General features: G+C 71.5%; 14 protein-coding genes. 9 read left to right on the plus strand and 5 right to left on the minus strand.

Features of this window, described 5'->3' with window-relative positions; genetic code table 11:
- Positions 1 to 293: 293 nt before the first annotated feature.
- Positions 294 to 1,130 carry a hypothetical protein gene (locus ACLJQF_RS27200; RefSeq protein WP_410612717.1) on the minus strand — a complete coding sequence of 279 codons (837 nt, stop codon included), beginning with the start codon at positions 1,128 to 1,130 and terminating at the stop codon, positions 294 to 296.
- 588 nt (positions 1,131 to 1,718) lie between these two features.
- Between ACLJQF_RS27200 and ACLJQF_RS27205 the strand changes: the two genes are divergently transcribed.
- Positions 1,719 to 3,209 (plus strand): right-handed parallel beta-helix repeat-containing protein, encoded by a 1,491-nt coding sequence (locus ACLJQF_RS27205; RefSeq protein WP_410612719.1) that lies wholly within the window; start codon positions 1,719 to 1,721, stop codon positions 3,207 to 3,209.
- A gap of 84 nt (positions 3,210 to 3,293) precedes the next feature.
- Here ACLJQF_RS27205 and ACLJQF_RS27210 read toward each other — a convergent pair whose 3' ends face one another.
- Entirely contained in the window at positions 3,294 to 3,788 is a 495-nt protein-coding gene (locus tag ACLJQF_RS27210; RefSeq protein ID WP_410612721.1) for a hypothetical protein, read from the minus strand.
- 15 nt (positions 3,789 to 3,803) lie between these two features.
- Entirely contained in the window at positions 3,804 to 5,219 is a 1,416-nt protein-coding gene (locus tag ACLJQF_RS27215) for an amidohydrolase family protein (protein WP_410612723.1), read from the minus strand.
- Positions 5,220 to 5,411: 192 nt separating this feature from the next.
- Between ACLJQF_RS27215 and ACLJQF_RS27220 the strand changes: the two genes are divergently transcribed.
- The 5 genes from ACLJQF_RS27220 to ACLJQF_RS27240 all read left to right on the plus strand — a co-directional run bounded on the left by ACLJQF_RS27220 (position 5,412) and on the right by ACLJQF_RS27240 (position 10,106).
- Complete coding sequence (locus ACLJQF_RS27220) at positions 5,412 to 6,224, plus strand: IclR family transcriptional regulator C-terminal domain-containing protein (RefSeq protein WP_410612725.1); 813 nt, start codon at positions 5,412 to 5,414, stop codon at positions 6,222 to 6,224.
- A 123-nt stretch (positions 6,225 to 6,347) separates the two neighbouring features.
- A complete protein-coding gene (locus ACLJQF_RS27225; protein ID WP_410612727.1) occupies positions 6,348 to 7,505 on the plus strand; it encodes a CaiB/BaiF CoA transferase family protein in 1,158 nt (385 codons plus the stop codon).
- On the plus strand, positions 7,498 to 8,292 hold the full coding sequence (locus ACLJQF_RS27230) for a citryl-CoA lyase (RefSeq protein WP_410612729.1): 795 nt from the start codon (positions 7,498 to 7,500) through the stop codon (positions 8,290 to 8,292). The genes ACLJQF_RS27225 and ACLJQF_RS27230 overlap by 8 nt, the downstream gene beginning before the upstream one ends.
- Positions 8,293 to 8,303: 11 nt before the next feature.
- Positions 8,304 to 9,164 carry a dioxygenase gene (locus tag ACLJQF_RS27235; protein WP_410612731.1) on the plus strand — a complete coding sequence of 287 codons (861 nt, stop codon included), beginning with the start codon at positions 8,304 to 8,306 and terminating at the stop codon, positions 9,162 to 9,164.
- A 6-nt stretch (positions 9,165 to 9,170) separates the two neighbouring features.
- Positions 9,171 to 10,106, plus strand: a complete 936-nt coding sequence (locus tag ACLJQF_RS27240; protein ID WP_410612733.1) for a quinone oxidoreductase family protein — start codon at positions 9,171 to 9,173, stop codon at positions 10,104 to 10,106.
- A 28-nt stretch (positions 10,107 to 10,134) separates the two neighbouring features.
- Here ACLJQF_RS27240 and ACLJQF_RS27245 read toward each other — a convergent pair whose 3' ends face one another.
- Positions 10,135 to 10,290: a hypothetical protein gene (locus ACLJQF_RS27245; protein WP_410612735.1), complete on the minus strand. Its 156-nt coding sequence runs from the start codon at positions 10,288 to 10,290 to the stop codon at positions 10,135 to 10,137.
- A gap of 164 nt (positions 10,291 to 10,454) precedes the next feature.
- On the opposite strand from ACLJQF_RS27245, the gene ACLJQF_RS27250 reads away from it, so the two are divergent.
- The 3 genes from ACLJQF_RS27250 to ACLJQF_RS27260 are packed head-to-tail and all read left to right on the plus strand — an operon-like array spanning position 10,455 to position 13,736.
- Entirely contained in the window at positions 10,455 to 11,600 is a 1,146-nt protein-coding gene (locus tag ACLJQF_RS27250) for a hypothetical protein (protein WP_410612737.1), read from the plus strand.
- Positions 11,594 to 13,027: a VWA domain-containing protein gene (locus ACLJQF_RS27255; RefSeq protein ID WP_410612739.1), complete on the plus strand. Its 1,434-nt coding sequence runs from the start codon at positions 11,594 to 11,596 to the stop codon at positions 13,025 to 13,027. Before ACLJQF_RS27250 ends, ACLJQF_RS27255 begins: the two co-directional genes overlap by 7 nt.
- Before the next feature lie 4 nt (positions 13,028 to 13,031).
- The gene (locus tag ACLJQF_RS27260) at positions 13,032 to 13,736 is read left to right on the plus strand and encodes a hypothetical protein (RefSeq protein WP_410612741.1); all 705 of its coding nucleotides are present in this window, start codon (positions 13,032 to 13,034) and stop codon (positions 13,734 to 13,736) included.
- 140 nt (positions 13,737 to 13,876) lie between these two features.
- Here ACLJQF_RS27260 and ACLJQF_RS27265 read toward each other — a convergent pair whose 3' ends face one another.
- Entirely contained in the window at positions 13,877 to 14,410 is a 534-nt protein-coding gene (locus ACLJQF_RS27265; RefSeq protein ID WP_410612743.1) for a carboxymuconolactone decarboxylase family protein, read from the minus strand.
- Positions 14,411 to 14,480 lie beyond the last annotated feature (70 nt).

Genomic DNA, 14,480 nt, shown 5'->3' on the forward strand with positions numbered 1-14,480 from the left:
CCTCCACAGCGCCAAGAGCTTGACCCTCGCCGCGCCGGGTGTCCGCGAAACGCCGTGCGGCAACCCCGGCTCCGCCTACGAGTACCGGTGCACTGGGCTGAAGCTGGTCCCGCAGTCCGGCGGCCAGTACTTCCTCGTGCCCCGTGCAGTGGCGCAAGGCCGGCGGGACCGCCCTCGTGCTGCCGCGGACCGACGCCCTGCGGCTGGAGTTCGCCCCGGAGGCACCCTGCTGAGCGAGCCGGGTCCGCGCGGTGCGGACCCGGCTCGCTCAGCCTCGGCTTCGACGGCGGAGGTCAGTCCTCGTCGTAGTCGGATTCGTCGTCCACGTCGTGGTCGACGACCCAGTGGTCGTCGTCCGCCGCCGTGGCGTCGGCGACCGCGGTGACCGAGTGCGCCGCGGCCCCGCCCACACCGGCCGTGGTGTACCAGGCGTGGTAACCGGAGTAGTCCGGCACGGCCACCGCGTGCGCACCCTCCGACGATGCGCCGTACGGGCCGGCCGTCAGCTTCTCCGCCTCGTAGACGGCGTGGTGCTCACCCGCGTGGCTCGCCACGTGCGCCGAGGTCGCGCCGTCCACGCCGGCCGAGTGCTGCTCGGCGTGGTAGCCCACGTCGTCGGCGTCATCGTCGTCGTCGGTGGCGTCGTCGGTGGCGTCGTACACCGGGCGGACGACGTGGCCGGCCGGCTCCTGGTCCACCGGGTCGGGGTGGCTCATGGCGTGGTGGTGGACCACGGCGGGAGCATCGTCGTCGTAGTCGCCGGTGTCATAGTCACCGGTGTCGCCGCAGCCGCAGCCGCCGTGGTCTTCGCCGTACCAGCCGTCGTGCGCCGGGTGGTGCCAGGCGTGGTTCCAGCCGTCGTCGCCGGACTCGCCGCTGTGCGTCACGTAGGCGCCGCCGATGCCGGCCACCGCGGAGTCCTGTTCCGACCAGTGGTGTCCCCACCAGGTCGAGCCTTCGTCGGTGTCGGTGGTGCCCGCGCCGCCGATGCCGGCCCAGCTGCCGGAGCTCTCGGCGCTCCAGGAGTCGTGCGGCAGGCCGAGCGGGTGCGCCGTCGCCGGCCCGGCGATGACGAGGGAAAGAGGCAGCGCGAATGCGCCGGCGACAGCCAGTCTTCGCAATGTGGACATGATTTCTCGGGGTTCCTTCCTGAGTGCGGCAGCCGGGTTTCAATCGGGGCCCGGACGCCGGGACAGAAGCTCTGTCCGATAGGTGACGCTACCGCCCAGACGGGCCTTCGATAGGGCGTTGACCTGCGCAAATACCCGATCGGGACCCGGGAACCGCCAAGTGGAGGACAGAACCGGAATGGGGTCGGACCAGCGTAGTTCGCCGTCGCGCGGGTGGCCGTAATGAATGGCGTGAAATCACTCGCTCAGGTAGTTCTCCGTTTAACGGATAAAATCGTGGTCCGGCCGCCGGGACACCCGGGCGGCGCCGCCGTCCCCCGGTCGACCGCGGCCGCGCTCGGCCGGGCGGCTGCCCGGAACGCGGCAGGTGGCCCACCCGCGTGACGCCCGACACGTCTCCTCGGCGGGGAATTCCGGTCGCGAACTCCCCGCCGGACCACGATAACGGAACCGTCCACGAATGTTCCCACGGTATTCACAGTCGTGGGGTAATCACTGATTTTTTCGTTACCTCGTACACCCGAAAATCCCGCGAATGGACTCGTTCGGACCACGCCGTTGCGCGGTCAATTGCGTAGGTTTCACAACATGTTGCCGATCAGATCCATTCTTGCTGCCGTTCTGCTGGCCGCGTTCCTCGTGCCGCCCGGACCGGCGGTGGCCAAGGCCGCGGTGACGCCCGGCCCGGTATGCGACCACCAGCCAGTGGCCAACACGACCGCTCCCGCGGGCGCCGTCACCGTCGACACCGCGGCGCCCGGCGACCTCTACCGCAAGACCCAGGAGTCGCCGCCGGGCACGACGTTCTGGCTGCCACCGGGCACACACCTGCTGGCGGCGGACCCGTTCGGGCAGGTCATCCCCAAGGACGGCGACGTCTACCTCGGCGCCCCCGGCGCGATCCTCGACGGGCAGGGCATCAACCGCGCGGCCTTCACCCAGCAGGCGAAGGACGTCGTCATCCGCGGGCTCACCATCCAGAACTTCGTCGCCCCGCAGGACCAGGGCGTGGTGAACCACGATTCCGGCGCGCATTGGATCATCGAAAACACCACCGTGCAGAACAACAAAGGCGCGGGAATCATGGCCGGCGCCCGCCAGGTGGTGCGGCACAGCTGCCTGCGCAATAACGGCCAGTACGGCATGAACGCCTACCGGTCGGACAGCACGATCACCGCGCTGATCATCGAAGGCAACGAAATCTCGGGCAACAACACCGACGACTGGGAAACGCGCAGCCCCGGCTGCGGATGCAGCGGCGGAGTCAAGTTCTGGGTGGTCGACAAGGCCGACATCCGCGGGAACTGGATCCACCACAACCACGGCGCCGGGCTCTGGGCCGACACCGACAACAACGACTTCCTGATCGAGCGCAACCTCATCGAGGACAACGACGCCGAGGCGCTGTTCTACGAAATCAGCTACAACCTCGTGTTCCGCGACAACGTCCTGCGCCGCAACAGTTTGGTGGCGGGCAAGCGCCGCGCCGACCGCGGCGACAACTTCCCGGTGGCGAGCGTCTACCTGTCCGAGTCGGGCGGCGAGCCCCGGGTGCCGGCCCGCACGCACCTCGTCGACATCTACGACAACACCTTCGAGGACAACTGGTCCGGCATCACCGCCTGGGAGAACGCCGACCGGTTCTGCAACAGCCCGGCCAACACTTCGATCAACACCTGCACCAAGCTCGTCGCCGACCGCACGCAGTGTTCGGCGCCCGGTATCGCGTCCCCGCCGCTGTACGACGACTGCCGGTGGAAGACCCAGCTGGTCGAGGTGCACGACAACACGTTCCGCTTCGACCCCACCCACGTCGGCTGCACGAACGGGTCCTGCGGCAAGATGGCCCTGCTGGCCAACTACGGGACGTACCCGTCCTGGTCGCCGTACAAGGGCACGCTCGTCCAGGACGCCATTACCCACGACCAGGGCAACTACTGGTTCAGCAACTCCTACTACGGGCCCTGGAAGTTCGTCGCGGGCGACACGTCCCGGATCCTGACGGCCGCGCAGTGGCAGTCGACGCCCTGGGACCAGGACAACTGCGCGTCCTTCGACGACGTGATGCCCCACTGTTGAATCGGGCCGCACTGCTGAATCGGGCCGCACCGCTGAATCGGGCCGCACCGCTGAATCGGGCCGCACCGCTGAGCGTCCCGCGGTTCAGAGCGCGGCGAGCAGCCCCAGCACCGCGGCGGACTTCGCTTCGTCGAGAAACCTCAGGCCCATGAAGTGGTCACCGGGGTTGAACCCGGGCAGCGCCCAGACGGCCTCGTAGGGCAGCTCGACGCGCCGGTAGCGGCGCAGGCTGTAGACGTTGCTGAACAGGCAGCGGCCCGGGTCCGGGTTCCACAGACGACGCGCGAAGGCGGGATTGCGGAACCCGTGTCCCACCTCGGCCGTGGCCCGGACGTGCTTGCCGCCGGTGAAGAGCACGACGTCGCCGGTGGTCACAGTGTCCATCCGGCGGTCGTACTTGTCCTTGGCGCCCCAGAACCTCGCCCGCCCGCCCGGGTGCAGCGCGTTCAGGCGGGCGAGGTCCGCGGGGTCGAGCAGGTCGGCGAGCTCGCGGAAGGCGACGGTCCGGTCGAGGGATTCCGCGCCGTAGCGGCGCGCGTCCGCGGTGCCGTATGCGGGCTGAACGAAGACCTGGGCCACGAAGGGGAACGTAGCTCAGCCGCCGTGGGTGCTGTCGCTCTGGTAGTCCGTGTAGGTGTACGGGTTGTCGAGGATCTTGGCTTCCGGCACCTCGGGGTTCATCCCCTGCCGCCACGCCTCCTCCCCCAGCTGCCCGCGCAGGTACTCGACCGTCTCCTCGACACGCCGCCGGACCGCGGGCAGGTCGACGCCGACCAGGCGGCCGTCGCGCTTGACCACCCGGCCACCGGCCAGCACCGTGTGGACGTCGGCGCGCTGGGCCTGGAACGCCACGTGGCCGTAGGGGTTCAGCAGCGGGAACGACACCGGGGAGTCGTCGTTCTTCAGCAGCACGACGTCGGCCTTCTTGCCGGCTTCCAGGCTGCCGAGGTCCGAGCGGCCGAGGGCCGCCGCGCCGCCGCGGGTGGCCCACTCCACCACCTGTTCCGCCCGCAGGGCCGCGTGCGTCACCGTTTCGCCCTTGGCGTGGGCTTCCAGGTGTTCCCGGGACCGGTCGGCGCCCAGGGTGGCGCGCATGGCCGAGAACAGGTCGCCGCTCCACCACACCGAGGTGTCCATCGACAGCGACACCGGGACGCCGTACTTGCGCAGCGCCCAGGTGGGCGGGTAACCCTGGCCGGCGCTCTGCTCGCTTTCGGTCGAGACCGAGACGGACCCGCCGGTGGCGGCGATGCGCTGGTAGGAGTCGGCCGACAGCGACGCGCCGTGGACGTAGATCGTCTCCGGGGTCATGAACCCGTGGTCGTGCATCAGGCGGATGCCGTCGTCGCCGGTCGCGCCCCAGACGCCGGCGTGCGTGGTCACCGGCACGCCGAGGTCGCGGGCCACCTCGAAGGCCGGCTTCTCGGGGAACGCCGGGTCGCCGGTGACGTCGAAGGCGAGCTGGAAGCCGAGGTCACCACCCGTGCGCCGCGAGACGAAGTCGCGGAACTCCGGCGTGGCGGTCCAGTTCGCCGGGGCGTCCTGGATGTTGCCGTAGGCCAGCACGAACCGGCCGGGGACGGATTCGAGCGCGTCGGCCGCCGCGTCGGCGTGCTGGGTCGTCTGCAGGCCGTGCGACCAGTCGACCGTCGTGGTGACGCCGGCCTCCAGGGCCTCGAGGGCACCGAGCAGGTTGCCGGCGTAGATGTCCTCGGGGCGGAACACCTTGCCCCACTCGAGGTAGTACCAGACGAAGTACTGGGTCAGCGTCCAGTCGGCGCCGTAGCCGCGCATGGCGGTCTGCCACAGGTGGCGGTGGGTGTCGATCATCCCGGGCATGACGATGCCGCCGGTCGCGTCGATCTCGGTCGTGCCGGGCGGGACGTCCAGCGCGGGCCCGATCGCGGTGATCCGGTCGCCTTCGACGAGGACGTCTTCGCCGGTGAGGACCCGGCGGGCGTCGTCGAGGGTCAGCACCGTGCCGCCGCGCAGGACGATCGATCCGGACATGACTTCCTCCGTTGCGTCCACTCGTCCGCTCTACGGACACTCAGTGGGCGCAGTCACCTTTGCCCAGTGCCGCGCCGGTGTCAATCCCCGCGGCTACGCTGCGGTAGCACCCGGAGCTCCGCTCCGAGCCGGGGGCTCCGCCACCCGGGCCCCCGGAAGATCTGTCAAGCAGCATCCGAGAGGAGGTGGCGCATGCCACGCGAGGGCACCGGTCCCGATTTCATCGAAGCGCTGGCGCGCGGGCTCGAGGTGATCACGGCGTTCGGGCCGCACCGGCCGGAGATGACGCTCGCCGAGGTGGCCACCGCCACCGGCCTGGCCCGCCCGACCGCCCGCCGGATCCTGCTCACCCTCGAAGAACTCGGCTACGTCCGCACCGACGGGCGTGGCTACGCCCTGACCCCGCGCGTGCTCGACCTCGGCGTCGCCTACGTGCGCTCGATGGGTCTCTGGGACGTCGCCCGGCCGCACCTGGAACGCCTGGTCGCCCGCACGAACGAGTCGTGTTCGATCGCCCAGCTCGACGGGTCGGACATCGTGTACGTCGCCCGGGTCGCGGTGCCGAAGATCGTCGGCCTGAGCGTGCAGATCGGCACCCGGTTCCCCGCCCTGCCGACCTCGCTGGGCAAGGTCCAGCTGGCCGCACTGCCGCCGGCGGAGTTGGAGGCGGTGCTGGCCCAGGCGTCCCGGTCGGGGCTGGTGCCACGCTGGCAGCCGGACCGCGCCGAGCGGGACGCCGCGCTGCGCGAGGTTCGCGCCCGCGGCTGGGCACTCACCGACGAGCAGCTCACGCTGGGCATCCGGTCGGTGGCGGCGCCGCTGCGCGACGGGTCCGGGCGGGTGATCGCGGGCGTCAACGTCAACTGCCACGCCGCCGAGACGCCGGTCGAGAAGCTGGTCGAGCACCACCTGCCGCTGCTGCTGCAGACCGCCGGGGAGATCAGCGCGGACTTCGCGCGGCTGGACGACGTCCCGCACGCCCTCGTGAGTGGTAATTCGGGTTAGAACCCGAATTACCACTCACGAGGGGCCGCGGCAGACTCAGCTCAGCGGGTTGACCGCGGCCGGTCTCTGTCGCAGACTGACGGACAAAAGTCCGCCTGACGGACAGAAGGCGAGGAGCTGGTTGTGGAATCCCCCACCGGCCCGCTGTCCGGGCTGCTGGTCGCGGACTTCTCCCGGGTGCTGGCCGGCCCGTACGCCACGATGCTGCTGGCGGACCTCGGCGCCGACGTCGTCAAGGTCGAGGGCCCGCAGGGTGACGAGACGCGCACGTGGATGCCGCCGGTGCGCGGGGACGTCTCGACCTACTACCTCGGCGTCAACCGCGGGAAGCGGTCCATCGCGCTGGACTTGCGCGACGAGGCCGACGCCGCCGTCGGCCGCGAGCTGGCGGCCCGCGCGGACGTGCTGATCGAGAACTTCAAGCCCGGCGGCCTGGCCAAGTACGGCCTGGACTACGAGACGGTCCGCGTGGCCAACCCCGCCGGTGTCTACGCCTCGATCAGCGGGTTCGGGGCCGGCCAAGGCGCGCACGTGCCCGGCTACGACCTCATGGTGCAGGCGATCTCGGGCCTGATGAGCCTCACCGGCGATCCGGACGGCCCGCCGTACCGGGCCGGGATCTCGGTGTTCGACGTCATGGCGGGCAACCACGCGGTGATCGGCATCCTGGCCGCGCTGCGCCACCGCGACGCGACCGGTGAGGGCCAGCACGTCGAAGTGAACCTGCTGTCCTCGGCGCTGACCGGGCTGGTCAACCACAGCTCGGCCTTCGCCGCCGGTGGCGTGGTGCCCTACCGGATGGGCAACGCCCACCCCAGCGTCTTCCCCTACGAGCCGCTGCCGACGGCCGACGCCGACCTGATCGTCGCCGCGGCGAACGACGGGCAGTTCCGCCGGCTGTGCAAAGTCCTCGACCTGCCCGACGTCCCGGACGACCCGCGGTTCGCCCGCAACGCCGATCGGACGAAGAACCGCGAAGAGCTCCGGCCGATCCTGGTCGAGCGGCTGGCGAAACGCGGTGCGGTGGACTGGTTCGACGCACTGACCGCGGTCGGTGTCCCCTGTGGACCGATCAACACGATCGACGGCGGATTCGCGATGGCCGAACGCTTCGGGCTGGACCCGATCGTCGAGGTCGGCGACGGCGACCGCGCGGTCCCGACGACCCGGCACCCCATCCGGTTCTCCGCGACGCCGGCCGGTTACCGGCTGCCGCCGCCGGAGCTCGACGAACACGGCACCGAACTGCGGGCCTGGCTGACGGAGGCCGCCGATGGCTGACCCGGTCTACGAAACCGCCCTCGGTGCGTCCACAAGGGACAAGATCACCCTGCTCGGGCACGACCTGGCCGAAGACGTCATGGGCACGGTCGGGTTCGGCGAGCTCGCCTTCTGGCTGGCGACGCAGCGACGTCCGTCCCCAGGGGAAACCCGGGTCTTCGAGGCGGTGCTGGCCGCGCTGGCCGACCACGGCTTCACCCCGACCGCGATCGTCACGCGGCTGACGTACCTGTCCGCGCCGGACTCGGTCCAGGGTGCCCTGGCCGCCGGGCTGCTGGGCGGCGGGTCGCGCTTCCTCGGCGTCACCGAGGACTGCGGCCGGTTCCTGCACGACGTCCTTTCCGAAGTGGACACTCTCCCGGACGACGACGGCGGCTGGGACGCGCTCGCGCTCGAAACCGTCGAAAAGCGCCGCGCGGAAAAGAAGTTCGTCCCCGGGCTCGGGCACCACGTGCACAAGGACGGCGACCCGCGCACCCCGCGGCTGTTCGCCATCGCCGACGCCGAAGGCCTGCGCGGCCCGCACCTGGAGCTGTTCGCCGCGATCGGCCGGGTGCACCCGCGGGTGCTGGGCAAGACACTGCCGCTCAACGGGGCCGGGGTCTGCGGCGCCGCGCTCGCCGACCTCGGGCTGCCCCTGGAGCTGCTGCGCGGGTTCGCGCTGCTGGCCCGGACCGCCGGGCTGATCGGCCAGCTCGCCGAGGAGCTGCGGCACCCCGTCGCCAACGACATCTTCCTTTCGGTCGACCTGAACAACCGGTCGGTCCCGCCGGATCCGCACGCGTGAGAGGAACGCCGATGCAGCTGGTCACCGAGGACAACATCACCGAGCTCGCCGCGCAGCGGTGGGCCGGCGCGCACGATCCGCGGACGGGCGAGGTGATGGCGGCGCTCGTGCGCCACCTGCACGCCTTCGCCCGCGAAGTGCGGCTGAGCGAGCCCGAGTGGATGGCCGCGATGCGGTGGCTGACCGAGACCGGGCAGATCAGCAACGACAAGCGCGAGGAGTTCATCCTCGCCTCCGACGTGCTCGGGCTGAGCATGCTGGTGGTGCAGATGAACCACGCCTTCGAGGCGAAGGCGACCCCGGCCACCGTGCTGGGCCCCTTCCACATCGACGGCTCGCCGGAGAAGGAGTTCGGCGGCGACATGTCCGACGGCCTGGCCGGCACGCCGCTCTTCGTCACCGGCACGGTCCGCGGCCTGGACGGCTTCCCCGTCATCGGCGCGGTCCTCGACGTCTGGCAGGCCGACGAGGAGGGCGCGTACGAGTCGCAGATCCCGGACGTCGACGAGGCCCGGCTGCGCGCGAAGTACACCAGCCGCGCCGACGGGACCTATTGCGTGCGGACGATCGCGCCGAAGGGGTACTCGATCCCGATGGACGGCCCGGTCGGCGAGCTCATCCGCGGCACCGACATCAGCCACTTCCGGCCGGCCCACGTGCACTTCCTGATCAACGCCGCCGGGTACGAGCCGCTGATCACGCACCTGTTCCAGGAGGGTGCGCAGTACCTGGACAGCGACGTCGTGTTCGGCACCAAGCAGGAGCTGGTGGTCGCCTTCGAGCGGCACGATCCCGGGCCGACGCCGGACGGCGGCGAGTCGGCGCAGCCGTGGCTGGAAGCCCGGTACGACTTCATCCTCCAGCCGGTGTGACCGCCGGTGCGCGCGGCGGAGATCCGGACGGCCGGGCAGCCCCCGGTGGTGGCCGAGCGGGCGGAGCCGGCACCCGGGCCCGGTGCGGTCGCCGTGCGGGTCACCGCGGCCCCGATCACCCCGCTCGACCTGCTCTGCGCGTCCGGCACGTCCTACTTCGGCGCGCCCGCCACGCCTTACGTACCGGGCGTGCAGGGCGTGGGAGAACTGGCGGGGACGCCCGTCTGGTTCGCCACGGCGGCGGGCATGCGTCCCGGGGACGGCAGCATGGCCGAGTGCGCCGTGGCCGCGTCCGCCGACGTGGTCACCCTGCCGGCCGGGGCGGATCACGCGCTGGTCGCGGCGCTCGGGCTGTCGGCGGTCGCGGCCTGGCGGTGTTTGACCGGCACCGGAGAACTCACCGCGGGTGAGACGGTGCTGGTGCTCGGCGCGGGCGGGGTGGTCGGGCAGTCGGCCGTCCAGCTGGCGCGGGTGGCCGGGGCCGGGCGGGTGGTGGCGTGCGCGCGGTCGGAGGCCGCGCTGGAGCGGGCCCGCCGGCTCGGCGCGGACGGCACGGTCCGGCTCGAGGACGGCGACGACGCCGACAGCCTGGCGCGGCGGCTCGGCGCGGTGGCCGGCCCGGTCGATCTGGTCGTCGATCCGGTGTGCGGGCTCCCGGCCGCGGCGGCTTTGCGCACCCTGCGTCCGGGCGGACGGCTGGTCAACCTCGGCAGCGCGGCCGGCGAGGTGTGCCCGGTCCCCTCGGCCGTCCTGCGCAGCCGGTCGCTGCGCATCCTCGGCTACACGAACAACGAGCTCACCGCCGCCGAGCGCCGCGATGCGCTGCTGACGGTGGTGGCGCAGACGATCGCGGGGGCGCTCACGGCCGAGTACGAGCGGGTCCCGCTGCACGACGCGGCCCGGGCGTGGAATCGCCCGGGCCGCGTGGTGCTGGTGCCCTGAAGCGGGCAGCCGGCGGTGACCACTGTGGTCACCGGCCCCCAGGGCCGGGTTTCGGCACATCGCCGATGTAGGGACCGCTTCCCACCCCGCCGACCGGGTTCGGGTCGTTCGTCGCGGACGCCACGGGGGCGAGCACGACGAGCGCAGCGGCGGTGAGCAAAGCGGCAGCTACAGCACGTTTCATCGATGAGCTCCTTCGCGTTCCCCCGTATTGTGCGCGATCCGGCTTCCAAACCGCTTCCGTTTCCGGAAAGCCGATGGTCCGTTCGGTCCTATTTCGGCGTGTGCCGTGGCCGGTGCCCACGGCGCTCTCGTTCAATGGCCCGGTACGAGTCCGAGGGGGCCGGGGTGGACGAACCGAAGTTCGACGTCGTCGACACGCGACGGCGCTTCCTGTCCTGGTTCGTGCCGCCCGCCGGGGTCTTCGTGCTCGGGCTGGTCGCCCTGCTCTTCGCCGGGCACGTGCCCGGGCCGCTGCAGCCCATCACCGTCGTGCGTGGGATGCTCGCGTCCAAGCGGGACTTCTTCGAGGACGAGCAGGTCAAGCGGCTGCTGATGAGCCACGGCTACCAGGTGCAGATCACCCCGGCCGGGTCGTTCGAGCTGGCCGAGACCGCCGACCTGGACAGCTACCAGTTCGTGTTCCCCTCCGGGCAGGCCGCGGCCGACCGCGTCCGCGAGCGCCGCCGGGGCAAGCACGCCGTCGCGTACAAGCCGTTCTTCACCCCGCTCGTGCTGGCCACCTTCCGCGACTACGCGCAGGCGCTGGTGAACGCCCGAGTGGCCGAGCCGCGGGGCACCGGGGACACCCCGCTGTACTACAGCGTCGACATGGGCAAGCTGATGGCGCTCGTCGCCGGCAAGGGCCGCTGGCGGGACTACGACGCCAAGCTCAGCGCGAACCGGCTGCTCGTCCAGTCGCCCGACCCGTGCCGGAGCTACTCGGGTGCCGCGTACGTCGGGCTGGTCGCCTTCGCGCGGTACGCGCAGCCGGCCGCCACGGAAGCCGAAGCCGTGGAGCAGGCCCGCGGGATCAAGCCGATGCTGGACGCCGAAGGCCAGCACAGCGACGACATGGCACCGAAGTACTTCGTGCCGGAGGGCCGCAGTTTCGCCACGGTCGCCGTCATCTACGAGCACCAGTACCTCGCCTACCAGAACCGGCGGCTCGACAACGGCCTCGGGCTCGACACCGACCGGGTGCTGATGTACCCCGGCGCCCAGCACCAGACCGCGCCCGACTTCATTTCGTTCAGCCCCGAGGGCGACGCCATCGGCTCCCTGCTGATGACCGATCCCGCACTGCGCCGGCGGGCCGTCGAACTCGGGTTCCACGTGTACTCGGCCGACACCGCCCAATTCGACTTCGCCGGGTACCTGGCGCAGCGCCGCATCCCGGAGCCGGCCACCGCGACCAGCGACACCGAGACCTGGCTGCCCCGCGACGCCGAGTTCCGGCGGATGGTCGACGAGATCGGGGACTGCCGGTGGTGAGGGCCGCCCTGGTGCTGCTGCTCCTGCTCACCGGGTGCACTCCCGGCGGGCCCGACGCCGAGAAGCTCAGCGTGCTGGCGACCAGCGAGCTCGCCGACCTCGGCCCGGTGCTGGCGGACCTGCGCCGCGACACCGGTGTCGAACTGGTCATGGACTACCGCGGCACGATGGCGGCGACCGCCGAGCTGAACCGCGGGTTCGACCTCGCCTGGCTGTCGACCAGCCGGTTCCTGCGGTTGCGGGCGGCCGAACCGACCCTGGCGACGTCGATCATGCTCTCGCCGCTGGTGCTCGGCGTGAAGGCGAGCCAGGCGGCGAAGCTGGGCGCGCAGCCGACGTGGGCGGACATCGCCGATCGCGCCGCCGGCGGCGAGCTGCGGTACGGGATGGCGGATCCGCACGTCTCCGGCAGCGGGATGGCCGCCCTGATCGGCGTGGCCACCGCGGCGGCCGGCACCGGGGCGGCGCTGCGCCCGGAAGACGTCCGGTGCGACCGGATCCAGGGCTTCCTCGCCGGCCGGGCGTTCGACGCCGCCGACGTCGCCGAGGAGTACGTGCGCCGCCAGCACGACGCCGGCGGCATCGTCGCGCCCGAGTCGGCGATCCTGGCGCTCAACGCGTCGGGCCGGCTGCGCGAGCCCCTTCAAGTCGTCTACCCGCGCGACGGGATCGTGCTCGCGGACTACCCGCTGATGCTGCTGACCCCGGCCAAGCGCGCCGCCTACGACCGGGTCGTGCGGTGGCTGCGCACGCCGGCGGCGCAGCGGTCCATCATGGACCGCACGTTCCGGCGCCCGGCCGATCCGGCGGTACCGCGCACCGGACCACTGGCGACGCCGATCGGGAACCCGCTGTACTTCCCGGACCGCCAGGAGGTCGTCGACCGGCTGCTGCAGGCCTACGACCGCGCGGGCACCGGCCGTCAGGTGATCTTCGTGCTGGACTACTCGCTGTCCATGGCCGGGCCGCGGGTGGCGGCACTGCGCCGGGCGTTCGCCGCGCTGACCGGGTTCGACCGGTTCTACGTCGGCGAGAACGTGACGATCATCCGGTTCGCCGGCGAGGTGCTGGAGGAGCGCACGGTCACCGTGTCGCGCCGGGAGGACGCCGACGCGCTGCAGGCGGTGGTGGCGTCGGCGGACCTGCGGCCGTACACGGCGATCTGGGCCGCGCTCGAGCACGCCTACCGGATCGCGAAGCCGGGGGCGTCGATCGTGCTGATGACCGACGGTGAGAACAACGCCGGTCCGGGCCTGGACGCGTTCCTCGCCGGCCGGCACGACGCCGGGCCGGCGTACGCGATCCGGTTCGGCGAGGCGAATCCGGCCGAGCTGGGCCGGGTCACGGCCGCGACCGGCGGGCGCGTCGTCGACGGCACCGCGGAATCGTTGACGGAGGCGGTGAAAGAGCTTCGTGGATGTGGATAGGACGATGCTGTGGTCGGTGCTGGGCTGGTGGGCCTGGGTCTGGGTGGCGACCGCGCTGGCCGCGGTGCTGATGCTGGTGGTGCTGGTGCTCGGGGTGCTGCGGCGCAGCCGCCCGGTGATCCTGCCCGGCCTGCCGTTCTACCTGGACGAGTCGCGGGTGATCGAGCTCTGCCAGCAGGGCGGCTACGGCGACATCGCCAAACGGACGATCCGGGAGTTCGTCAAGCGGAACACCGACGGCTCGTTCGGGTTCACCAGCCAGTGGTTCAAGCTCGGCCGCGGTGCCAACCGCGGGCACGAGACGGAGACGAGCTACGACGTGCACGTCACCGCGAACACGCTGCTGGGCCTGGCGTTGCAGTCGCTGGAAGCCCAGGACGGCGTCGTGCACGCGAATCTGGCGGCCAGCTCGGTGCGGGGCGACCGGGCGTGGCGCCGGACGCGCTCGCCGCGGCTGTCGGAAATCCATGACGGCTACGTGGTGGTGCAGGGCAAGTTCACCGTGGCCGAGGAGTCCCGCGACGAAGTGGTGCTGCACGCGCGGATCGGCTTGCACGACGCGTGGGTCCGGGTGGCCTGCCACGACGGTCACCTGCGTCGCAAGGAGGTGCCGGAGGGCGAGTTCAACGCGCGCTGCCTGGGCAAGAGCCAGGCGTGGCGGCCGGACAGCGGCGAGCTGGTCATCCTGCCGATCGCCGTCCTGCAGTAGCTGTCCCGGTCGCCGGCGTCTTGAATGACTCATTCAAGACCTGCGAGGACATGAATGAGTCATTCAAGACGTGGGGTCGGGGCCGGCGGACCGGGCGAGCTCCCCGGCTCCAGCGGCCGAACGTCAACCGACGCGCGAAATCAGCGGCCGTAGCCCTCGGCGGCCAGCACCTTCCCCATCTGGTCGTAGGCCGCCGGGTCTTCCGGTGCCACCGTGGCGAGGCCGTCGACGTAGCGGTTGTACATGCAGAAGGCCGCGGCGATCAGGACCGTGTCGTGCAGTTCGACGTCGGTCGCGCCTTCCGCGCGGGCCGCCGCGATCAGCTCGGGCGTCACGGCTCGGCCGGTCTCGCGGGTGGCGAGCGCGATCCGCAGCAGCGCTTTCAGCTTCTCCCCCACCGGTGCGTCGTCGATCCCCGCGCAGGCCGCATCGACCACCGCGCGGCCGCCGTCGAGGGTCTCGGCCGCGGCGGCGGCGTGGCTGCCGTGGCAGAAGCGGCACTCGTTGCCGTTCGACACCACCGCCGCGATCAGTTCGCGCTCGCCGACGGTCAGGCTGCTCGGGCCGCGCAACAGGGTCTGCGCCAGGTGGTTGAGCGGGACCGCGGTCTCGGGCCGGAACGCCATCAGCGACCGGATGCCGGGCAGCTGCGGGTCGAGCGGGATGTGCGGCATCGGTACCTCCTGGTGGGAGCGAAAGATCGTCCCGCGCAGTCTTGCGGTTGACGGCGGCCCGGCCAACCTC

It is taken from the genome of Amycolatopsis sp. lyj-109 (assembly GCF_046548995.1).
In the GTDB taxonomy this organism is placed as follows: Bacteria; Actinomycetota; Actinomycetes; order Mycobacteriales; family Pseudonocardiaceae; genus Amycolatopsis.